Annotated in this window: 23 protein-coding genes; 7 read left to right on the top strand and 16 right to left on the bottom strand. The window is 42.3% G+C overall.

Annotated features, from left to right (window positions below; translation table 11 throughout):
- The first annotated feature begins 34 nt into the window (after positions 1-34).
- Both C9J12_RS24915 and C9J12_RS24910 read left to right on the top strand, forming a co-directional pair.
- A complete protein-coding gene (locus C9J12_RS24915) occupies positions 35-601 on the top strand; it encodes a Crp/Fnr family transcriptional regulator (RefSeq protein WP_011219861.1) in 567 nt (188 codons plus the stop codon).
- A 104-nt stretch (positions 602-705) separates the two neighbouring features.
- Positions 706-1,158 carry a GNAT family N-acetyltransferase gene (locus C9J12_RS24910; protein ID WP_107245167.1) on the top strand — a complete coding sequence of 151 codons (453 nt, stop codon included), beginning with the start codon at positions 706-708 and terminating at the stop codon, positions 1,156-1,158.
- Positions 1,159-1,248: 90 nt separating this feature from the next.
- Here the strand turns inward: C9J12_RS24910 and C9J12_RS24905 are convergent, their stop codons facing one another.
- Complete coding sequence (locus C9J12_RS24905; RefSeq protein WP_107245166.1) at positions 1,249-1,962, bottom strand: LysM-like peptidoglycan-binding domain-containing protein; 714 nt, start codon at positions 1,960-1,962, stop codon at positions 1,249-1,251.
- 122 nt (positions 1,963-2,084) lie between these two features.
- Here C9J12_RS24905 and C9J12_RS24900 point away from each other — a divergent pair, with 122 nt between their 5' ends.
- Complete coding sequence (locus tag C9J12_RS24900) at positions 2,085-2,705, top strand: FKBP-type peptidyl-prolyl cis-trans isomerase (RefSeq protein ID WP_006233778.1); 621 nt, start codon at positions 2,085-2,087, stop codon at positions 2,703-2,705.
- Between the two features lie 177 nt (positions 2,706-2,882).
- Entirely contained in the window at positions 2,883-3,374 is a 492-nt protein-coding gene (locus C9J12_RS24895) for a DUF2780 domain-containing protein (RefSeq protein ID WP_107245165.1), read from the top strand.
- A gap of 163 nt (positions 3,375-3,537) precedes the next feature.
- On the opposite strand, the gene C9J12_RS24890 is transcribed toward C9J12_RS24895, so the two are convergent.
- The 7 genes from C9J12_RS24890 to dusA form a co-directional block, all read right to left on the bottom strand.
- The gene (locus tag C9J12_RS24890) at positions 3,538-4,299 is read right to left on the bottom strand and encodes a phosphoadenylyl-sulfate reductase (protein WP_107245164.1); all 762 of its coding nucleotides are present in this window, start codon (positions 4,297-4,299) and stop codon (positions 3,538-3,540) included.
- Positions 4,292-5,983, bottom strand: coding sequence for an assimilatory sulfite reductase (NADPH) hemoprotein subunit (gene cysI / locus C9J12_RS24885; protein WP_107245163.1), 1,692 nt, complete (start codon positions 5,981-5,983; stop codon positions 4,292-4,294). Before cysI ends, C9J12_RS24890 begins: the two co-directional genes overlap by 8 nt.
- The gene (locus C9J12_RS24880) at positions 5,983-7,800 is read right to left on the bottom strand and encodes an assimilatory sulfite reductase (NADPH) flavoprotein subunit (RefSeq protein ID WP_107245162.1); all 1,818 of its coding nucleotides are present in this window, start codon (positions 7,798-7,800) and stop codon (positions 5,983-5,985) included. The genes cysI and C9J12_RS24880 overlap by 1 nt, the downstream gene beginning before the upstream one ends.
- Positions 7,801-7,968: 168 nt before the next feature.
- Positions 7,969-8,202 (bottom strand): hypothetical protein, encoded by a 234-nt coding sequence (locus tag C9J12_RS24875; protein ID WP_006233784.1) that lies wholly within the window; start codon positions 8,200-8,202, stop codon positions 7,969-7,971.
- Between the two features lie 116 nt (positions 8,203-8,318).
- The gene (locus C9J12_RS24870; protein ID WP_011219869.1) at positions 8,319-8,969 is read right to left on the bottom strand and encodes a TIGR04219 family outer membrane beta-barrel protein; all 651 of its coding nucleotides are present in this window, start codon (positions 8,967-8,969) and stop codon (positions 8,319-8,321) included.
- Positions 8,970-9,111: 142 nt separating this feature from the next.
- A complete protein-coding gene (pspG, locus tag C9J12_RS24865; protein ID WP_041394551.1) occupies positions 9,112-9,354 on the bottom strand; it encodes an envelope stress response protein PspG in 243 nt (80 codons plus the stop codon).
- A gap of 204 nt (positions 9,355-9,558) precedes the next feature.
- The gene (gene dusA, locus C9J12_RS24860) at positions 9,559-10,599 is read right to left on the bottom strand and encodes a tRNA dihydrouridine(20/20a) synthase DusA (RefSeq protein WP_107245161.1); all 1,041 of its coding nucleotides are present in this window, start codon (positions 10,597-10,599) and stop codon (positions 9,559-9,561) included.
- 500 nt (positions 10,600-11,099) lie between these two features.
- Between dusA and zur the strand changes: the two genes are divergently transcribed.
- Complete coding sequence (gene zur, locus C9J12_RS24855; RefSeq protein ID WP_107245160.1) at positions 11,100-11,546, top strand: zinc uptake transcriptional repressor Zur; 447 nt, start codon at positions 11,100-11,102, stop codon at positions 11,544-11,546.
- A 33-nt stretch (positions 11,547-11,579) separates the two neighbouring features.
- Positions 11,580-12,041, top strand: a complete 462-nt coding sequence (locus tag C9J12_RS24850) for a chemotaxis protein CheX (RefSeq protein WP_107245159.1) — start codon at positions 11,580-11,582, stop codon at positions 12,039-12,041.
- Positions 12,042-12,138: 97 nt separating this feature from the next.
- On the opposite strand, the gene pgi is transcribed toward C9J12_RS24850, so the two are convergent.
- From pgi to C9J12_RS24830, 4 genes are all read right to left on the bottom strand, one after another.
- Positions 12,139-13,791 (bottom strand): glucose-6-phosphate isomerase, encoded by a 1,653-nt coding sequence (gene pgi / locus C9J12_RS24845; protein ID WP_107245158.1) that lies wholly within the window; start codon positions 13,789-13,791, stop codon positions 12,139-12,141.
- 469 nt (positions 13,792-14,260) lie between these two features.
- Positions 14,261-15,511 carry a BamA/TamA family outer membrane protein gene (locus C9J12_RS24840; RefSeq protein WP_107245157.1) on the bottom strand — a complete coding sequence of 417 codons (1,251 nt, stop codon included), beginning with the start codon at positions 15,509-15,511 and terminating at the stop codon, positions 14,261-14,263.
- A gap of 24 nt (positions 15,512-15,535) precedes the next feature.
- Positions 15,536-16,615: an alanine racemase gene (gene alr, locus C9J12_RS24835; protein ID WP_107245156.1), complete on the bottom strand. Its 1,080-nt coding sequence runs from the start codon at positions 16,613-16,615 to the stop codon at positions 15,536-15,538.
- A 27-nt stretch (positions 16,616-16,642) separates the two neighbouring features.
- Positions 16,643-18,040: a replicative DNA helicase gene (locus C9J12_RS24830; RefSeq protein ID WP_107245155.1), complete on the bottom strand. Its 1,398-nt coding sequence runs from the start codon at positions 18,038-18,040 to the stop codon at positions 16,643-16,645.
- Positions 18,041-18,286: 246 nt separating this feature from the next.
- Here C9J12_RS24830 and C9J12_RS24825 point away from each other — a divergent pair, with 246 nt between their 5' ends.
- The gene (locus tag C9J12_RS24825) at positions 18,287-19,039 is read left to right on the top strand and encodes a DUF481 domain-containing protein (RefSeq protein WP_107245154.1); all 753 of its coding nucleotides are present in this window, start codon (positions 18,287-18,289) and stop codon (positions 19,037-19,039) included.
- Between the two features lie 117 nt (positions 19,040-19,156).
- Here C9J12_RS24825 and rplI read toward each other — a convergent pair whose 3' ends face one another.
- Genes rplI through rpsF form a run of 4 tightly spaced genes read right to left on the bottom strand, consistent with a single transcriptional unit; the run spans position 19,157 to position 20,638 of the window.
- A complete protein-coding gene (rplI, locus tag C9J12_RS24820; protein WP_107245153.1) occupies positions 19,157-19,609 on the bottom strand; it encodes a 50S ribosomal protein L9 in 453 nt (150 codons plus the stop codon).
- Positions 19,610-19,646: 37 nt separating this feature from the next.
- Positions 19,647-19,874, bottom strand: coding sequence for a 30S ribosomal protein S18 (gene rpsR, locus C9J12_RS24815; protein ID WP_006233798.1), 228 nt, complete (start codon positions 19,872-19,874; stop codon positions 19,647-19,649).
- A gap of 3 nt (positions 19,875-19,877) precedes the next feature.
- On the bottom strand, positions 19,878-20,192 hold the full coding sequence (priB, locus tag C9J12_RS24810) for a primosomal replication protein N (protein ID WP_107245152.1): 315 nt from the start codon (positions 20,190-20,192) through the stop codon (positions 19,878-19,880).
- An 8-nt stretch (positions 20,193-20,200) separates the two neighbouring features.
- Positions 20,201-20,638: a 30S ribosomal protein S6 gene (rpsF, locus tag C9J12_RS24805; RefSeq protein WP_107245151.1), complete on the bottom strand. Its 438-nt coding sequence runs from the start codon at positions 20,636-20,638 to the stop codon at positions 20,201-20,203.
- Between the last annotated feature and the right edge of the window lie 44 nt (positions 20,639-20,682).

Genomic DNA, 20,682 nt, shown 5'->3' with positions numbered 1-20,682 from the left:
TGATGCTTAAAAAGCAAAACGAATCGATCTTAATATGAAAGAAGCACTGGACCACTTTTTACAGCAGCTAGGTGCCACCAGCGAACAAGCGCACCACATATCAGAACAGGCGAAGTTATTAGAACTTCCTACTCGTCATATATTACTCAATCAAGGTGAGTATTCAGAGCATTGCTTCTTTTTACTCGATGGGATTTGTCATGCATGTTATTTAACAGAAGACGGCAATCAGTTCAGCAAAGAGTTTTATTGGGATCAAGACGTTTTATTAGGGTTTGAAAGCCTTATAACCCATCAAGCATCACCTTTTTTATTGGAAACATTGTCTGCCTGCCAGCTGCTTTCTTTACCAATCCAATTATTGCAGGAATGGCGAGAGCAAAATAACCCTCTCTACATTAAGCTCGTTGAACGCCAGTTAATCTACAAAGAACAGAAAGAGCGTTTTATGTTAATGCATACACCTGAAGAGCGCTTCAAACTCTTTAGCGAAAATTTCCCTGCTTTATTAGAACGTATAACAGATTATCAATTGGCGTCTTACCTTGGCATTAGTCCGATAAGCTTAAGCCGTATAAAAAAGCGTATAAATGAAAAATGATCACAGGGTATATTAACAATTGTTAAGGCGGAGCCGCCACGAAACCATTATCTTATAGATATCTATCTCGATTACCTAATAGCCTCATTCAGGAGCGAAAACGTATGCAGTGGCAATGCCTTTCTTTCAATCAATTATCAACAGACCAGCTGTACGACCTGATTAAACTACGGATCGACATTTTCGTTGTTGAACAAAACTGCCCTTTCCATGATCTCGATAACCTCGACCGAAAAGACGGCACTCATCACTTACTTGGTTATAAAAATGATGAATTAGTCGCCTATCTCCGTTTATTACCTGCAGGTACAACTTACGATAATGTCAGTATGGGCCGTGTGGCGACCTCAGATTCCGCGCGAGGTACAGGTATGGGGCATCAGTTATTAATACAAGGTCTTGAGCATGCTGAATTGCTTTGGCCAAAACAAGATATCGATATTGGTGCACAAGAGCACTTACAAGCTTATTATAAGCAGCATGGTTTCAACGTAATTTCAGCCATGTACTTAGAAGATGACATTCCACATGTTGATATGCGTTTAACGAAAAGTTAATCCCACGAATTAAGTATCACTATTTATTCGTGTTCCCATATAAAAGGTCACCAATGTGACCTTTTATACAAAGATACTGGCGATTATAGGCTACTTCCCACGAGCAAAACTTCCATCAGAACGACGGAAATACATCGTGGATCCGGCACTACTTTCGATCTGCAGCGCATCAAGTTTACCATCTGGGGTTTGCTTATAGCGCAACCATTGCCCTGATTTAATCTGGCTTAATGCTTTTCCGTCCCCTTCTATTGCGACAACTGCATATAAATCCGATAACGGCAGTGACTTTTCACGGAAAATATTCGATAGGGTTTCACCTTTCTGCACTTGGTGCTTCGTCCATTCACTCGAAATAGTACTAGAACTCTTCGACGTCTTTACTGACGCTGGCGGTGATACCACAACAGCCTTAGGTTTAACGGTATTTAATGGCTGAATATTATTTGTAATGGCACGAACTCGTTGTTCAACAGGCTCTTCAAACTGCGCAGCTTCTTCGCTTGTTGTCACCTCTTCACTGGTAATGTTTAACGCAATATCTCGTCGAACAGAGGTATCTTGTACTCCAATGTCATTATTGAGTTGCTCTGTTGTTGGAAGTACAAGCAACACCAACACAACAGGAACAAGAACCAGTAATACACGACGGTGCAAAACAGGAAATTTCCGCCACCTATTTACTAATGGTGTCATTTTCTCTAGTAATGAGGCTTTTACTTTACTGAAATTCATTTTATCAAAAGAAAATTCAGGTAGTTTAAATTCACTTTTCTTCGCTGAACGGCGTTTGGCCTGTCCCATATACAACACTCCCGTGCTTCTTAAGCTGCACAATCAAGGAATACTAATTCAAACATTTACCCACTGGGGTCGAAACTGTTATCCTTCCTGCTTTAATTCACTCTACATTAAGAGATGACAAAATGTCTGACGTTAAACTAGATACAGTTGAAACTAAAGCAAGCTACGGTATTGGTCTACAAATGGGCCAACAACTAGCACAAAGCGGTCTTGAAGGCCTAAACGTTGCTGCTATTGCAAAAGGTATCGCTACTTCACTAACTGGCGATATGCCAGAAATCGAAGTTGATGAAATCAACAATGCACTTCGTGAACTTCACACAACTGCTGATGCTGCTCGTCAAGAGCAAGCTAAAGTTGCAGCTGCTGACGGTGAAGCTTTCCTAAAAGATAACGCACTACGCTCAGAAGTAACAGTAACTGAGTCTGGTCTTCAGTTTGAAGTTCTTGTTGAAGGTAACGGCGAAATCCCGACTTCTGACAAGCAAGTACGTGTTCACTACCACGGTGAGCTAACTGACGGTACTGTATTCGATAGCTCTGTAACTCGCGGTCAACCTGCTGAGTTCCCTGTAACTGGCGTAATCGCTGGTTGGGTTGAAGCTCTACAGATGATGCCTGTTGGTTCTAAGTGGAAACTATGCATCCCTCAAGACCTTGCATATGGCGAACGTGGCGCAGGTGCTGCTATTCCTCCATACGCAGCGCTAGTATTCGAAGTTGAATTACTAGACATCCTGTAAGTTTCCCCTCGGTAACTTCCAGTTTATTACAAAGAAGACGAGACAGTGTTCACATTGTTTTGTCTTCTTATTTCCCCGCTCTGCTTTACCCTTCTAGTAAATCACATTTAATCTATATTAATTATAACTTTCACACTTTCTCCACTAGGATTATGAGAAACCTATCAGGAGAATGACATGGATAACATTCAAAAAGTAACCCGCCGTTTTTTCAGCTTTACAACACTTTTCGTTCTACTGGTTTCCAGCCAAGTCAGTATGGCATTTAGCTTTTCTGACATTTTTGGTGGTGGTGATGAAGAACAAGCCTCTGTTGCAACGAATCCTCTCACGGAATTACTCGCAGGACAGCTTGGCGTATCACCAGAACAAGCAGCCGGCGGTGCTGGTGCACTTCTCTCTATGGCCAGTAGCCAACTGTCAGGCGATCAAGCCACTGAACTTGCCAATATGATTCCCGGCGGTGATGCTCTAACAAATGCGATTCCTGCAGGGTTAGGCAGCCTACTTGGTAACACCGAGGGGTTGAATCAAGTTTTCTCTGCACTTGGTATGGATGCCAGCATGGTCAGCCAGTTTATACCTGTTATTCTACAATTCGTTGGTGATCAAGGTGCAAGTGCTGGGCTTGTTGAAACCTTAGGTAAAGTGTGGAGCCCTACGAGTTAATCATATCCCAAAAAATTCACGCCAAAATCATACAAGCAAAATATTTTATCTTGTCATGAACACGTAAAATAATGACATAAAAAAAGCCTTATCTACTAATAGGTAAGGCTTTTTAACTTAAAAAGTGTCAGGACGGGTCAAAGAAAATATTACACATGAACGGTTAAATACCGGAGCCATCAGATTCCGCATCTTCTTCATGTAAACCACACTCCCGCTTTAAACCAAAGAAACGAGTTTCTTCCTCCGTCATTCCAGGCTCCCACTTTTTGGTCGTATGTGTATCACCCATAGAAAGGTAGCCTTCATCACGAAGAGGATGATAAGGCAGATCATATTGATTCAAGTATCGCTCGATATCATTATCAGTCCAATCAATAAGAGGCAGGAATTTAAACACACCATTTTGAATGGCCAACACCGGCAATGATGCACGAGAACTCGATTGTTCGCGACGTAGCCCTGAAAACCATGCGCTTACATTCAATTCATCTAATGCGCGCCGCATAGGCTCTACTTTATTCAAGCGGTTATATTGTTTAATACCGTCAACCCCTTGCTCCCACAACTTACCGTATCGTGCTTCTTGCCATGTTGAGCTTATTTCAGCACGGTATACATAAAGATTTAACGATAGACGGCGAGTCAGCAGATCAATGAATTGATAGGTTTCAGGAAACAAATACCCCGTGTCAGTTAAAATAACTGGCACTTTAGGGGATTCATTCGTGACCAAGTGCAACATCACAGCAGATTGAATACCAAAACTAGACGCGAGAGCAAATTCACTACCAAGATTCGCCAGTGCCCAACGTACTCTTTCCTGTGCAGAAAGCGCTTCAAGTTCAGCATTAATCTCAGCCAATTGAAGGATCTGTTCTATCTTCGTTTTTTCCAGTAAATCTGCTAATGCATAGTTAGGCATAAAAATCTCTCTTAGATACTAGAACGGGTTCAATAATGCCTGCACGAACAGTAAAATCGCCAAAACCTTCGCCATCTTCACGTTCATTAGCCCAGCGACCAACAAGCAGATCAATTTCATCCATGATTTGCGGCACTGTTATGTTTTCACGGTACATTTTAGGAACGCGTGTACCGTTACGATTACCACCAAGGTGCACGTTATAACGACCAGGGGCTTTACCTACTAAACCGATCTCAGCCAACATGGCACGAGCACAGCCGTTCGGACAGCCCGTTACACGTAAGATGATATTGTCGTCTTCCGCAAGGCCATGCTTGGCTAACACACCTTCGACATCCGTGACAAAGTCAGGTAAAAAACGTTCAGCTTCTGCCATCGCCAACGGGCATGTAGGAAAAGCCACACACGCCATCGAGTTTTTACGCTGCTCACTGACACCATCATCGATCAAGCCATGATCGCGGGCGATCTGCTCGATCTTATTCTTATCTGCCGCAGGTACACCTGCCACAATTAAGTTTTGATTCGCCGTCATACGAAAATCACCTTTATGAATCTTGGCAATTTCAGCGACACCTGTTTTCAGCGGTTTTCCTGGAGTATCTAACAAGCGACCATTTTCGATGAATAACGCTAAATGGTGCTTACCATCGATGCCTTCAACCCAGCCAATACGATCGCCACGGTCAGTAAACTCATAAGGACGACTCGCTGCAAAAGTGATTCCTGCACGCTTTTCAACTTCCGCTTTAAAAACATCAACCCCTACACGATCTAAGGTGTATTTGGTTTTTGCATTCTTACGGTTAGAACGATTACCCCAATCGCGCTGCGTCGTTACAACAGCCGCGGCGATATCAAGCGTGTTAACCAGCGGAATAAAACCAAAGTCATCAGCCCGACGTGGATACGTCGTTTTATCACCATGAGTCATGGCTAAACCACCACCAACCAACACATTAAAGCCGACAAGCTTTCCATTATCAGCAATCGCTATAAAGTTAAGGTCATTGGCATGCACATCAACGTCATTCTGCGGTGGGATCACCACGGTCGTCTTAAATTTACGTGGCAGGTAATTGCTGCCTAAAATAGGCTCTTCATCACCACCTTCGACCTTTTCACCATCAAGCCAAATTTCAGCATACGCACGGGTTTTAGGCAGTAAATGTTCACTGATTTTTTTTGCCCACTCATACGCTTCTTGATGTAATTCAGATTCAATCGGGTTAGTGGTACAAAGAACATTACGGTTCACGTCTCCAGCAGTCGCAATTGAATCAATGCCTATGCTGTTCAGTGTTTGATGCATCAACTTAATATTTGGCTTCAACACGCCATGAAACTGAAATGTTTGACGAGTCGTTAAACGAATACTGCCGTATAAACTACTTTCTTCAGCAAACTTATCTATTGCCAGCCACTGTGTTGGAGTAATGATGCCACCGGGCATACGCGCACGCAGCATCACATTGTGCAAAGGCTCTAACTTTTGCTTTGCACGTTCAGCACGAATATCACGATCATCTTGTTGATACATGCCATGAAAGCGAATTAACTGGAAGTTATCAGCCGTAAAGCCACCAGTAATACGGTCTTGCAGATCATCAGCAATGGTGCCACGTAAGAAATTACTTTCACGTTTTAGGCGTTCGTTATCTGATAGTTTTTGTTCAGTCATTAGTACACATCCTTTTGATAACGCTTGCTCTTACGTAGCTCATTTAAATATTGTTCAGCCTGCTCACGGCTTTGCTTCCCTTGCTGTTCAATCACGGTCAGTAACGCGTCGTGTACATCTTTCGCCATATGGTTCATATCACCACAAACATAAACATGCGCACCTTCTTGTAACCATTGCCATACCTGATCGGCATGTTCTAACACACGGTGTTGTACGTATACTTTCTCAACTTGGTCACGACTGAATGCCACATCAAGTTGCTGTACAACACCTGATTTCAGGTACTTTTGCCATTCGACTTGATACAAGAAATCATCAGTAAATGTACGGTCACCAAAGAATAACCAATTTTTGCCTTCAGCTTCTCGATTGTCCCGCTCTTGTACAAATGCACGGAAGGGGGCGATACCTGTACCAGGACCAATCATAATGACCGGAGTATTATCATCTGCAGGCAGTTTAAAATTATTGTTTTCTTCAACAAAAACTTTCACCGCTGCGCCTTCTTCCAGGCGATGAGATAAGAAGCTAGAAGCTCCACCTTGACGGCTTTCTTCACCTTTTTCGAATTCAACAACGCCAACAGTTAAGTGAACTTCTTCACCCACCTCTTCCTGACTAGAAGAAATAGAATATAAACGAGGCGTTAAACGACGTAATAAACTAATAAGTTGTTCAGCACTTAATTGGGTTTTCTTTTCAGCTAACACATCAATGATTTGAGTATTACCCGAGTATTCACGAAGCTTATTTTTATCTGCTACCAGCTTTTCTAACTTTTTACTCTCAGAAAGCGCGGCAAATTTAGTTACCAACTGTGGGTTTGCGGAAGTAATTTCATATTGACTGACTAAAGCCGTTACAAGTTGGATATGTTCACCATCAACCTCAATCAGCTCTTCACCGCTTAATCCCACTTTAGCAACAATGGCTAACGCTAATTCAGGATCATTTTCATACCACACGCCTAGCGCATCACCAGCTTGGTAGGTTAAGCCTGAACCTTCTAAATCAATTTCAATATGACGAACATCTTTACCAGAATTACGACCGGTGATCTTCTGGCTAGTCAGCAGTGTCGCTTCATATGGATTCTGCTTGGAGTATTGCGACATAGCCTGTTGAGGTTGAGTAACAGGCAGCTGCACAACGTCGGCATCACCTGCTGATAATGTCTCTTTGGCTTTGGCTAATGCCTTCACTCGCCATTCCGCAGCAGGTACATCATAGTCAACATCACAATCTAAGCGATCTAACATCGGCAGAGCGCCAAGCTTGCTTAAGTAACTATCAAAGTCTTTCGCCGTTTGGCAGAAGAACTCATAACTTGAATCACCCAAGCCAATAACGGCATATTGCAGGTTAGGCAGTTTAGGGGCTTTCTTCGACTGTAAGAATTCATGTAAGTCGATCGCATCATCAGGCGCTTCGCCTTCACCATGGGTAGAAGCAATAATAATGACATGGGTTTCTTTCGCGAAGTTTTTACCTTTGTAATCACCAGCTGATACTAACTCAACAGCAATACCCGCAGCAGTCGCCTCTTCCTTTAACGCAATGGCAACCCCTTTAGCATTACCCGTTTGTGACGCATAGATAATGGTTAATTTACCAGCAGGTTGTGCAGCAGCGACAACGCCGGGCTGTGATACTGACTGAAGATGACTTGAAGCCTGAGTTTGGCTTAACCCCCAGAAGTAACCACTGATCCATGCAAGCTGCTGAGGTGATGATTCAGCAGCGGCTTGTTGTAGCTGATCTATTTGTTGATCATTGAGTGGGCTGGCTACAGCCGATAATTCCTTAAGTAACATGACACGACGTTCCCTATACATTGCGTTATGTTAGATTAGCCACTGAATGAAATAACAAGAAAGAATAGATGAGAATGTTTTATAACTTTTAGTTAGGTGTAGGGGTGTAAAGACGCGGCTTAATGGGTTACTAAGCATGCAATATGGCGGATAAGTAGAAAGAATACGTTAGAAAGCGTCGGCAATTCTCACTTGATGAAAACCGACCTCAAACGCACTTTCTGTTGCAGAATCGACATCTTGATAGCATTTTTCACTACCAGTATGGTCAGTTAAAGGGACTAATCCGCCACGACGGTGACGAAATTCCACAATCCATCCGTTAGTTTGGATTGACGGCTCGACAACAGCTTCCACTAAATCGCTGGTTAAATATAAGCGCTGTAATTCATCTATAGTCATAATCCTGTTTCCTGATGAATGTGTCACTTATTAAAAATGGTACAAAAACAGAGAAACAGGCAACAAAAAGCCACGAATAATTCGTGGCTTTTTAATATTCATACAATTAGTCAGGCTTAGAAATCTAATTCAACACCAGCAAACCAACCGTCAAGCTTCACGCTATCGCTGTTTTTAACGCTATCAAAATCGTAATCCATCACGCGGTAACCACCACGAACGTTTAGATCAAGCGCAACTAAAGGAATAGACCACTTAACACCCGCTTGACCGTCAACAGTACTGTTGCTGTTGAAGCTACTGAAGTTTAAATCACCAAACACAAATAGTGGCGTCATCGGGATGCCCACTTCTACGTTACCGTAGATGCTAGGCTGCCACTCATCAAACGTATCATTCTGACCACCAAGAGTAACGTTACCCGATCCGAACTTCGTCATTGTAAGACCAAGATCAAATGCAATCGCATCGTTATCTAAGATTTCGTAGTAAGCAGTTAAGTCTGTTTGTTCGAAAGCAACAGCGCCGGTATCGATGTCGTTGTAACGAAGGCGGAAGTTAGGCACTAATGGAATAAAGTGCTCAAATGCTACGTAAAATGAAGGAGATGTGTCGTCGCTTTTGTCACTATTAGCGCTATTGACTTTCGCATTAGCAGCCCATACGTCAACGCCGGCTTTAACCCCTAAAAGTGCTGCAGCTTGTGCTGGTACTGCTACAGAAAAAGCTACAGCAGCCGCTACAGCTGTAAGCATTAATTTGTTCATTCGAGTCTCCGCTCTTATAAGTATTTTAAAAAATCGGCAAGACTATAGCAGAAGCTGTACAAGAAAACCGCACTTCATTCGCTTTGCTGAATTATTGAGCCCAAAAATACTTATTGTTGCTATACAAATTAACGCTATACCGCTAGTAACGACGGCGGTATGTCGATCTCTCTCGGTGAGACTTGTCTGCTTTTTTCTCGCGATAAAACCACACAACAACCGCAATCAATGCAATCCATGGTAATAACTTAAACACAATTCCAATCATACCCGCGACCGCCATAATGGCAAAACCAGCAGCCACAGCAAGTAATACACCAATCATACTGACACCGGTAAAAACCAGTACTAATGAAAAAGCGATTAAAAATAGAAACTCGATCATATTCATTCCCCTTTATTATCTACATATAACTACTGCACAAAATAAGCCACAATTTGAGTTAGAACATAAATCATTGTATTTCATGATGATACAAAAAAAGCGTAACCTTTCATTAAGATTACGCTTTCTAAGCTTGGTCAAAATAACCATTTATGATGGTAAATATTGCCAACCTTTAATCAGTCTGAATAATACTGATGTTAGTTATACATCGATATCATGGGAAATTTTGTCTAATGCGCATTGCACGACTTCAATACCAGAGCCTGGTTTATGTGCATTCTCACTGATATAACGACGCCATTGACGCCCACCCGGTATGCCTTGGAATAATCCAAGCATATGACGGGTAATATGACCTAGTTTAGAACCATTCGCCAACTGTCGCTCAATATAAGGGAACATGGCTTCAGCTGCCTCACGACGTTTAATAATTGGCTTTGAACTGCCAAATAAACGTTGATCAACTTCTGCCATCAAGTACGGATTTTGATAAGCCTCGCGACCCACCATCACCCCATCCATGTGCTTCAGGTGCTCTTCCATCTCATCAAACGTCTTAATACCACCATTAATCGCCATGATAATATTTGGGAAATCACGTTTTAATTGATACACACGCGGGTAATCAAGCGGTGGGATCTCACGGTTCTCTTTCGGGCTAAGCCCTTTGAGCCACGCTTTACGCGCATGAACCGTAAAATTATCACAGCCACTCTTCTCGTTGACGGTACCAATAAAATCAACCAAGAACTGATAAGAATCCTGCTCATCAATACCAATTCGAGTTTTAACGGTAACAGGAATATCAACCACTTCACGCATTGATGAAACACATAAAGCCACCAGATCTGCTTCACCCATTAGGCAAGCACCAAACCGTCCATTCTGAACACGATCTGATGGGCAACCTACATTCAGGTTAATTTCATCATAGCCACGTTCTTGAGCTAGTTTTGCACAGTGCGCTAAATCAACAGGGTTTGAACCACCCAATTGTAATGCGACAGGATTCTCTTCTTCATTAAACGTCAGAAAATCGCCTTTACCATGAATAATTGCCCCTGTTGTAACCATCTCGGTATAAAGCAAAGCATTTTCACTTAATAGACGATGGAAATAACGACAATGGCGATCAGTCCAATCGAGCATGGGTGCGACGGAAAAACGCTGCATTGGATAACCAGAATTATCTTGCGTTTTTATTTCATCATTTTGGTTATTCAATAAAGCATCAGTGACCATTGTCATACCTTCATTCTAAGTGGAGCTATAAATACAAAATATTGCCAATAGGCTTTTCAATACTTCAAAAAGTAAAAAGCACAGTGTTTCTTAGCAAGGTGCGCTAGTTTACGCGATTTATTAACGAAGCCCAAGATAGAAACTAAAACCAGATAACAACCAATCCACCTCCCCCATTAAAAACTGTAAAGGCGGATATACTCACACATCACCTCACCTTTTATTTCAAAGGGTTAAAATTAACATTGTTACTCAACCTTCTCTCCATTCTTTACAAATCCTTCCCGAATACGCTTACGTTATAAAGGTCTATTACAAGCCGGTGACATTTAGGGAAACGCTATTAATCTGCATATCCCGTTATTTTTGTTGAATACATACGGTAGCGTGATCAAACTCGCGAAATATTCTCCTGATTGTTCTAGAATTTAGAGACCAGACATACGTTTATCGAATGCTGTGATAAACTATCTGACTTATCGCTGTTTTCTGAGGTTTTAATGGCTAATCAAACGCAACTGCTGAATAAAGCACAACAGCTTTGCGAGCAACGAGGAGTTAGACTTACACCTCAACGGTTAAAAGTTCTTGAGTTAATTATTGAGCACCACAGTTCAATAAGCGCTTATGAGTTATTAGATTTACTTAAAGTCACTGAGCCTCAAGCTAAACCTCCGACAATATATCGCGCTCTCGATTTTCTATTGACTCAAGGGTTCGTTCATAAAGTTGAATCCACTAACAGCTATATTGCTTGCTGTGTACTTGGGCACGCCGATCATTGTTCGCAATTATTGATTTGTGATGAATGCGGCTATGTAGAAGAATCTCATGATGATGATTTAGCAAAATTATTACGCCAAAAATCAGAAAAATACGGCTTCAAAATTAATCATCATGTCGTAGAAAGCCACGGTATTTGCCGTAAATGTCAAAGCAGCAAATAGTATTTTAAATTTTCATAGGCACAATACGTAATTATGCGAGCAGAATTCGTAAATCCCTTCTTAGCATCACTTTTGAATGTTTTGAAAACCATGGCGTCAATGGAATTGGCCCCACAAAAACCACGCATTAAAAAAGATGAAGTGGCACGCGGTGATGTATCAGGTTTAATTGGTTTAATTGGCCCACAAACAAAAGGTTCAATGTCGATTACCTTTGATGAAAACCTCGCTTTAGAAATCATGCAACGCATGCTAGGTGAGCGCCCGAATGGTATCAACGAAGAAGTCACTGATATGGTTGGTGAAATTACCAACATGGTAACGGGTGGGGCTAAACGTATTTTAGCCGATAAAGGTTATAACTTTGAAATGGCAACCCCAGCAGTAGTCTCAGGGCGAGGTCATACAATTACCCATAAGACGGATGGTGTCATCATCATCATGCCTTTCAATTCTGAATACGGTAAAGCGTTCATCGAAATCTGTTTTGATTAACCCTACTTCACCATTGAAACAAAGCCATAACTATCAGATAAAAAAAACACCGCCAATGCGGTGTTCTTATTTCTAACAACTATTTCACAACGTGAACTTATTTACGCCATTGTTTAAACGCGTTAATAAGACCATTCGTTGAGCTATCATGGCCAGTAATGCTGTCTGCATTATTTAGTTCAGGAAGAATTTGGTTAGCTAACTGCTTACCTAATTCAACACCCCACTGATCAAAACTAAAGATATTCCAGATAACACCTTGCGTGAAGATCTTTTGCTCATACAGAGCCATTAAGGAACCCAATACTTTCGGCGTTACTTGCTTAATCAAGATAGAGTTCGTTGGACGGTTCCCGTCAAAAACTTTAAACGGTACTAGGTCTTTCACTTCATCTAAAGTCTTACCTGCAGCAACAAATTCAGCTTCAACTTGTTCTTTCGTTTTACCAAATGCCAATGCTTCAGTTTGTGCAAAGAAGTTAGCCATTAGCTTCGGATGGTGATCCGTTAATGGATTATGACTAATTGACGGTGCAATGAAATCACATGGAATTAACTTCGTTCCTTGGTGAATCAACTGATAGAAAGCATGCTGACCATTTGTACCTGGTTCACCCCAAATAATAGGACCAGTTTGGTAATCAACTGGGTTGCCACCACGATCTACACACTTACCATTTGATTCCATATTACCTTGCTGGAAGTAAGCCGCAAAACGGTGTAAATATTGATCGTATGGCAGAATAGCTTCAGATTCAGCACCGTGGAAGTTGTTGTACCAAATACCGATTAGCGCCAGAATCACTGGTAGGTTTTCTTCTAACGGTGCTTGTGCAAAGTGCTGATCCATTTCGTGAGCACCATCTAATAGCTCAACAAAATTGTCGAAGCCAATAGATAGGCAAATAGATAGACCGATAGCTGAACATAGTGAATAACGACCACCAACCCAATCCCAGAATTCAAACATATTGTCTGTATCGATACCAAACTCAGACACTGAGCCAGCATTGGTTGAAAGCGCAGCAAAATGCTTCGCGACATGTGCTTGATCTTGAGCTGTTGCTAAGAACCAATCACGTGCAGAGTGTGCATTCGTCATTGTTTCTTGTGTTGTAAACGTTTTTGATGCGATCAAGAATAACGTTGTTTCTGGGTTCAAATCTTTCAGTGTTTCTGCGATATGCGTACCGTCGACGTTTGATACAAAGTGCATGTTCAAACGCGTTTTATAAGGTACTAATGCTTCAGAAACCATGTAAGGACCAAGATCAGAACCACCAATACCGATATTAACAACATCGGTAATTTCTTGGCCTGTATAACCTTTCCAATCACCGTCAACGATGCGTGCAGTGAAGGCTTTCATCTTCTCTAGTACAGCGTTAACTTTAGGCATAACGTCTTCACCATCAACAACGACTGGTGTATTGCTACGATTACGTAATGCAGAGTGAAGAACAGCACGATCTTCAGTCTTATTAATCTTTTCACCACTGAACATTTCGGCAATAGCCGCTTTTAGTTCAGTTTGCTCAGCTAATGCAAATAGCTTCGTCAGCGTTTCTTCTGTGATCAGGTTTTTAGAGTAATCAAGCAGAATATCTGAGCCGAATGTTGCAGAAAACTTAGCAAAACGCTCGCTGTCGTTAGCAAACAAGTCGCTTAATTGTAGATCTTGCGCATCTTCATAGTGTGCAGTCAGATCTTTCCAAGCTTGAGTATGCGTTGGGTTGATGTTTTTCAACATGGTGAAGTTCCTGATATTTTTAGTTGTACAATCCATCGAGCATTTCGAATCAAATCACTCAATGGATCCCCGATATTCGAATGTTGTTGTGGCGCATACAGTCTGTTTATCAGACTTTCTTGTAATTTTACAACTTATGACAGATTATGACGTGAAGACACATCTACCTTCATTGAGTCAGGTCACGAAAACCAAGAGTAAATAATAGACGTTATTATTACTTCTTGTTCCAGTAACATCTCTGATTGCAACAGAGCTTCAACCAAGACGCAAGAATTAATGTGGTTTCAAAAGGCAATACCAACTGAAAGTGCAACCCTCGCCCCTATCTAATAACCGATGAAATTGAACAACAAACCACAGGGATACACTAGTTTTATGTTGGTTTAGTACATATTTTCATTCAACAAACATCCGTGCGTCTTACCTACATATCGATGAAGAAGAGTGTGTGCAAGTACGGCAACAATTAAAACGGCTGGTTAATCATTACGCGAAACATATTATCTTCACTACCCCACGCGATTTCAGTACGAACAACCACACCTTCAACTTGGAAACGAATCGCACCACCGGCACTCCATTTCATATCTTTATGTAGCTCAACTAAATTATATTCATCTGCTACACGACCAATATCAGCAAAAGCAACCCACTGCCACCATGGCACGTCATACCAATCAAAAACCGGCCATTCACCTAACGGTTGCCAGTCTGGCAAAACGCGATATTCCATGCTGTAACTCAGTGCTGAACGATCAACATAACGACCGCCTTGGAAGCTGCGCAAACGATATAAACCACCTAGACGAGTACCTGCGTATTCTGGCGGACGGTTAAATTCGTCTTTTCCGTTAATATTTTGGGTATTATTCCAACTAGGGGTATCACCCGTATAAACATTAAAAGCAAAAACTTGTTGATCGATAAGATCTTTAAATGCGCCTAAGTCCCAAAACCAGCTTTGACTCAGCTCCCATTTCCACCATTCAGGGCTGTCAGAATCACCTGGGGAATAGGTTACAGAAAACTGGCTACGGCTACCTTCTGTGGGATTACGAGTATTATTCCGATTATCCCAATCAAAGCGAGTCTCAAGCCCCCATACACTGGTCGGCTCTTCAAATCCAGTATCACTAACCGCAGAATCGGTAAACTCACGGCTTTGATAAAACGGCCGAAATTCTAATGACGATACCCCACTCGTCCACGGGCTACTGCCGGTTATGGTACGCACTGGCTTAATCGCAGCCATGAACCCCTCAGATTCCCCAGCCCCAAACGGTAAAATATAACGAGCAGTCAAACGGTATTGGGCTTCTTTACCATCAGCAATAATGGCATCGTTTTGAGAAGAATCATTCAATGTGCCGTCACCCACATAATAATCAGCCTGATTAAAATCAGCAGCGTATAGCTCAGCACCAAATAACCATCGACTATCTTGTGATAACACATAATTGTTCGCAGCAAGAAAGGTTATCCACGAATTTTTATCGGTAATAACACCCACACCAAGCAACGATGCCTGAGGCTGACCAGCACTTTTAATTAAGCCTGCCGCACCAACTGCAAACCCTAAAGAGTCACTCGAAAAAGCGAACGGAACGGCAGCAAAATCTGGGGCATAATCTTTTTGATTATCATCAGATTGAGCTGATACTGAATACAATAAAGCCGCAGCAAGAGCTACGGCTTTAATCTTTTTATATGAATTCAAATTAATCTGTTCTTCAAATTACAATTATAAATAAGTCATATCAACACGTGATGTCAGCTTAGTTACTAGCTCGTACGCGATTGTGCCAATATGCTCAGCGACAACTTCTGCAGGTAAACCATTGCCCCACAAAATCGCTTCGTCGCCGACTTTATCTTGCGCATTAGGCCCAAGATCGACAGTCAGCATATCCATAGATACACGCCCAGCCATGGGTACGATACGACCGTTAACTAAAACTGGGGTGCCATTCGGTGCTGTACGTGGGTAGCCATCACCGTAACCAATCGCAATTACGCCGACTTTTGTATCGCGCTCACTGGTCCATATGCCGCCATAACCGACTTGCTCACCTTCTTTCACATCACGAACTGCAATTAAGCTAGAGGTTAGTGTCATGACAGGTTGCAGGTTAAATGCTTCAGCGGAACGGTCTGGTTCAATAAATGGAGAAACACCATACATAATAATGCCAGGACGAATCCATTCAAGCTGACTATCGGGCCAGGCCAATATCCCCGCCGAAGCAGCCAAAGAACGCTCACCACTGCAGCCTTCCGTTAACGATAGGAAGGTATTAATTTGTTGGTTAGTGACATTGCTTGCCAGATCATCAGCACAACCAAAGTGACTCATATATCGCAATGGTTTGGCGACATTATCGCAGGCATGTAAGCGTTGTACAAAATCATCGAGTTGCTCAGGGCGCACACCTAAGCGATGCATTCCCGTATCAATCTTCAACCAAACAACCGCTTGGTTGTCTAATTCAGCCGATTCTAGCGCCTCTAGTTGCTCGATTGAATGGACGACAGTATGAATATTATTCGTCACGATAATAGGTAAATCAGATGCGCCATAAAAACCTTCTAATAATAAGATAGGTTTAACGACCCCTCCTGCACGTAACGTTAATGCTTCTTCAATACGAGCAACACCAAATGCATCAGCATCAGGTAAACTTTTTGCTACATGTAACAAGCCATGTCCGTATCCATTCGCTTTCACTACGGCTAATAATTTACTATTCGGTGCCTGTAAATGCAGTTGTCGAATGTTATGTGTTAGCGCGTCGGTATTGATATAAGCTGTCGCCGCTTTCATCGTTAATTCCTAATTCTTATTCTAAGATCATTCTTCATCGAATGCAGGCCCTGCATAATTATCAAAGCGAGAGTATTGACCTTGGAACGTTAAGCGAACAGAGCCAATGGGACCATTACGCTGCTTACCAATGATAATTTCTGCGATGCCTTTTAATGCACTTTCTTCGTTATACACTTCGTCGCGATAAATAAACATAATCAAATCGGCATCTTGCTCGATCGCACCAGATTCACGTAAGTCAGAGTTAATTGGACGTTTATCAGCACGCTGCTCCAACGATCGGTTAAGCTGCGAAAGGGCAACAACAGGAACATTTAATTCTTTCGCCAATGCTTTAAGAGAGCGTGAAATTTCAGATATTTCTAAAGTACGATTATCTTGCATGCCAGGTACGCGCATTAGCTGAAGGTAATCGATCATGATCATGCTTAGCCCACCGTGGTCACGAGCAATACGACGCGCCCGTGAACGCAATTCGGTTGGTGTTAAACCCGAACTATCATCAATGAACATATTCTTCTTTTCCATCAGAATACCCATTGTTGATGAGATACGCGCCCAATCTTCATCATCAAGCTGACCGGTACGAATTTTCGTTTGATCAACACGAGATAATGACGCCAACATACGCATCATGATTTGTTCTGAGGGCATTTCCAATGAAAAGATAAGTACCGGCTTTTCTTGGTCCATTGCTGCATTTTCACACAAGTTCATCGCAAACGTAGTTTTACCCATAGATGGACGTGCCGCAACAATGATTAAATCAGACCCCTGTAGGCCCGCTGTTTTCTTATTTAGATCACTAAAACCAGTCGATACACCTGTAACACCATCTTGTGGTGATTGGTATAGCAGCTCAATTCGCTCTAAGGTTTTTTCCAGAATGGTATCAACACTCTGTGGGCCTTCATTGTCATTGGTACGCTGCTCTGCAATCGCAAAAACTTTACTTTCTGCCATGTCGAGCAAGTCTTCACTGGTACGCCCTTGCGGATCATACCCGGCATCAGCAATATCATTCGCCACAGCAATCATGTCTCGAATTAATGCTCGCTCACGAACAATCTCTGCGTATGCGCCAATGTTTGCGGCTGAAGGTGTATTTTTAGCCAATTCTGCAAGGTAAGCAAAACCTCCCACATCTTCTAGTTTATCGGCACGCTCTAAATGTTCAGACAACGTAATAAGATCTAGGGGTTGTCCCCCCTCAAGTAACGCTGCTGTAGCTTCAAAAATAATACGATGGGGACGACTATAAAAGTCTTTTGAGACAACCTTCTCCGCAACGCGATCCCACTTTTCATTATCCAACATTAAACCGCCCAGCACAGACTGCTCGGCTTCTAATGAATGTGGAGGCATTTTGATTGCATCCATCTGGGTATCTTTATATTTTTTCGGTTTACTATTATCAGCCATAATGATCGCGCGGTTACCTGAAACGAAGCCTGTTAGTATACCTTATTCATGTCATCTCTACGCATATCTCGTACATGATAAATAGAAAGATGCCTTTTTGTTGATAAGATGATTATGACGCTTTTTCTGCGAGCAAGATGTATCCCTTTGCTATTCTTGACCAAAAGCTGACAATTTTAAGGTAAACTGCCCGCCAGCATTTATAGCTACACGCTATTTAAATAACACTCGAGCAACGGAGGACACTTGGCAAGATACTTACTCGCTTTACTACTGCTTGCCAACTCTCATGCTTATGCTGATGATGACGATACACCGAACCTCCCCCCTTCACCGTTATCTACGGAGATAGAGCTTGGTTACCAATCATTGTCGGGCAATTCAGACTCACAGTCGTTGAACACACGGCTTGGGCTTACATATGTAAAAAACCAATTCCGTCACTCAGGTGAAGCAAAGTACTTATTAGTCAATAAAGATGGCGAAGAAGACAAACGTAAAGGCTCGTTAGAATTACAGTCAGATATGAAAATTAATGAGCGCGCCTATCTATTGGGTAATGCTAATTATGTTGACGATCGCTATGGGCCGTACTTTATTGATTTTACATTAGCAACAGGTATGGGTTATCAGCTCTTACGTCGCGAAACCGTCTTAATGGAAGTGGAAGCCGGCCCCGGCTATCGACATCAAGAACCCAATCTTGATGAAATTGACGACGATGACATCGTCTTACCTGATACGGTCGACGAACTGATTATCAGGGCAAGTACCAGAGTAACGTGGAAGCCCGTAAAAAATATGGAATTGAATCTACGACTAACAGGTATAGCGGGTAACAGTAACAGTACTTTAGAAAGTGAAATAAACCTGACCAGCTCAGTTACCGAACACATTGCGATAAAAATTAGCAGTTCACAAAAATATAATAGTTGGGTACCCGATGGTTTGAAAAAGAGAGATTCAACCATGACGGTCAATTTACTGTTTAAGATTTAGCGCGTCGGTTTCAGGGAAGAAGTTCTGTCGAAACTACAATATTCAGTAATGAATAGCATATTACAGATACAAAAAAACCAGCCCAAAGGCTGGTTTTTTTATTAACACTAAAAACTATTACTCTGCAGCAACAATTGTTAGGTTAACTTTAGCGAATACGTCAGAGTTTAGCTGAATGCTAACTTCGTATTCACCAGTGTTACGTAGTGCGCCTTCAGGTAGACGAACTTCGCTCTTCACTACTGCTTCGCCAGCCGCTGTAATAGCGTCAGCGATATCGCGAGTACCGATAGAACCGAATAGTTTACCTTCGTCACCTGCTTTAGATGCGATAACAACCGCTTCTAGAGCAACTAACTTTTCTGCACGAGCTTCAGAAGCAGCACGTTGCTCAGCAACTTTAGCTTCTAGTTCTGCACGGCGAGTTTCGAACATTTCAACGTTAGCTTTAGTAGCCATAACAACTTTACCCTGTGGGATAAGGAAGTTACGAGCATAACCAGACTTAACGTTTACTTGATCGCCTAGGCTACCTAGGTTACCGATTTTATCAAGTAGAATAACTTGCATTATCTTGTCCTCTTTATAAGTCTAAAAACTACTACGCTTACAGATGCTTATCTGTGTACGGTAGAAGTGCTAGGTAACGAGAACGCTTGATAGCGCGAGCTAGCTGACGTTGGTATTTAGCACGAGTACCAGTGATACGGCTCGGTACAATTTTACCAGCTTCAGTAATGTAGTTTTTTAGAGTAACTACGTCTTTGTAGTCGATCTCTTGTACGTCTTCTGCAGTGAAACGACAGAATTTACGACGACGGAAGAAACGTGCCATGGGCTAATCTCCTGAACAAATTATTTCAATGTGGTCGGCATGCAACACTAATTTACCTATGCCATTACGGCCGGTTTGGTATGAGATAAATCCCGATACCTTAGTGTGTACACCAACGGCTAAATCTTGAGTGAGAACTTGTAGACCTTTACCACTGATTACTACGTTGATGTAACAATACACCTGTCGAGGTAAATCAGCTTCCCGTTGGTAGGAACGATGCTCAAGCACAAAGTGACAATGAGGCACACCTGCCGGGGATTGGCTTCGTTTGGGGTCTTTGGCGATAACACCAGATAACACCAAACGATTGGTCATGTTACAAATTACTCAGCTGCAGCTTCGTCTTCAGCTTCAGCTTGTGCTGGTGCTGGAGCTTCTGCACGTGGCGCTTCTGAACGATCTGAACGCTCTTCGCGGTCGTCACGCTTAGTGAAACGCTCTTCTTTAGCCTTCATCATTGGAGATGGCTCAGTTACAGCGTTTTTCGCACGCATGATCATGTTACGGATCACAGCATCGTTGAAACGGAAAGTCGATTCAAGCTCGTCAACTACAGACTGCTCAGCTTCGATGTTCATAAGAACATAGTGTGCTTTGTGCAGTTTGTTGATTGGGTAAGCCATTTGACGGCGACCCCAATCTTCTAGACGGTGAATTTGACCACCAGAATCTTTGATTGAACCAGTGTAACGTTCGATCATGCCAGCAACCTGTTCGCTTTGATCAGGGTGCACCATGAATACGATTTCGTAATGACGCATTGGTTGCTCCTTACGGATTAATCAGCTTCCAGATTTGGCTCGGT

Source organism: Photobacterium frigidiphilum, from assembly GCF_003025615.1.
Classification (GTDB): domain Bacteria; phylum Pseudomonadota; class Gammaproteobacteria; order Enterobacterales; family Vibrionaceae; genus Photobacterium; species Photobacterium frigidiphilum.
Note: the sequence above shows the minus strand (reverse complement) of the source record. Positions and strands in the feature narration are given on the sequence as shown.

What these genes read in the sequence shown, in the direction of transcription:
- C9J12_RS24875 (WP_006233784.1), bottom strand. Translation starts at nt 8,202, where the DNA reads ATGACTATAGATGAATTACAGCGCTTATATTTAACCAGCGATTTAGTG.
- pgi (WP_107245158.1), bottom strand. Translation starts at nt 13,791, where the DNA reads ATGTTGAAAAACATCAACCCAACGCATACTCAAGCTTGGAAAGATCTG.
- rplI (WP_107245153.1), bottom strand. Translation starts at nt 19,609, where the DNA reads ATGCAAGTTATTCTACTTGATAAAATCGGTAACCTAGGTAGCCTAGGC.
- C9J12_RS24910 (WP_107245167.1), top strand. Translation starts at nt 706, where the DNA reads ATGCAGTGGCAATGCCTTTCTTTCAATCAATTATCAACAGACCAGCTG.
- C9J12_RS24895 (WP_107245165.1), top strand. Translation starts at nt 2,883, where the DNA reads ATGGATAACATTCAAAAAGTAACCCGCCGTTTTTTCAGCTTTACAACA.
- C9J12_RS24915 (WP_011219861.1), top strand. Translation starts at nt 35, where the DNA reads ATGAAAGAAGCACTGGACCACTTTTTACAGCAGCTAGGTGCCACCAGC.
- C9J12_RS24905 (WP_107245166.1), bottom strand. Translation starts at nt 1,962, where the DNA reads ATGGGACAGGCCAAACGCCGTTCAGCGAAGAAAAGTGAATTTAAACTA.
- pspG (WP_041394551.1), bottom strand. Translation starts at nt 9,354, where the DNA reads ATGATCGAGTTTCTATTTTTAATCGCTTTTTCATTAGTACTGGTTTTT.
- rpsF (WP_107245151.1), bottom strand. Translation starts at nt 20,638, where the DNA reads ATGCGTCATTACGAAATCGTATTCATGGTGCACCCTGATCAAAGCGAA.
- zur (WP_107245160.1), top strand. Translation starts at nt 11,100, where the DNA reads ATGGCTAATCAAACGCAACTGCTGAATAAAGCACAACAGCTTTGCGAG.
- C9J12_RS24890 (WP_107245164.1), bottom strand. Translation starts at nt 4,299, where the DNA reads ATGCCTAACTATGCATTAGCAGATTTACTGGAAAAAACGAAGATAGAA.
- rpsR (WP_006233798.1), bottom strand. Translation starts at nt 19,874, where the DNA reads ATGGCACGTTTCTTCCGTCGTCGTAAATTCTGTCGTTTCACTGCAGAA.
- alr (WP_107245156.1), bottom strand. Translation starts at nt 16,615, where the DNA reads ATGAAAGCGGCGACAGCTTATATCAATACCGACGCGCTAACACATAAC.
- C9J12_RS24870 (WP_011219869.1), bottom strand. Translation starts at nt 8,969, where the DNA reads ATGAACAAATTAATGCTTACAGCTGTAGCGGCTGCTGTAGCTTTTTCT.
- C9J12_RS24880 (WP_107245162.1), bottom strand. Translation starts at nt 7,800, where the DNA reads ATGTTACTTAAGGAATTATCGGCTGTAGCCAGCCCACTCAATGATCAA.
- priB (WP_107245152.1), bottom strand. Translation starts at nt 20,192, where the DNA reads ATGACCAATCGTTTGGTGTTATCTGGTGTTATCGCCAAAGACCCCAAA.
- C9J12_RS24850 (WP_107245159.1), top strand. Translation starts at nt 11,580, where the DNA reads ATGCGAGCAGAATTCGTAAATCCCTTCTTAGCATCACTTTTGAATGTT.
- C9J12_RS24900 (WP_006233778.1), top strand. Translation starts at nt 2,085, where the DNA reads ATGTCTGACGTTAAACTAGATACAGTTGAAACTAAAGCAAGCTACGGT.
- C9J12_RS24830 (WP_107245155.1), bottom strand. Translation starts at nt 18,040, where the DNA reads ATGGCTGATAATAGTAAACCGAAAAAATATAAAGATACCCAGATGGAT.
- dusA (WP_107245161.1), bottom strand. Translation starts at nt 10,599, where the DNA reads ATGGTCACTGATGCTTTATTGAATAACCAAAATGATGAAATAAAAACG.
- cysI (WP_107245163.1), bottom strand. Translation starts at nt 5,983, where the DNA reads ATGACTGAACAAAAACTATCAGATAACGAACGCCTAAAACGTGAAAGT.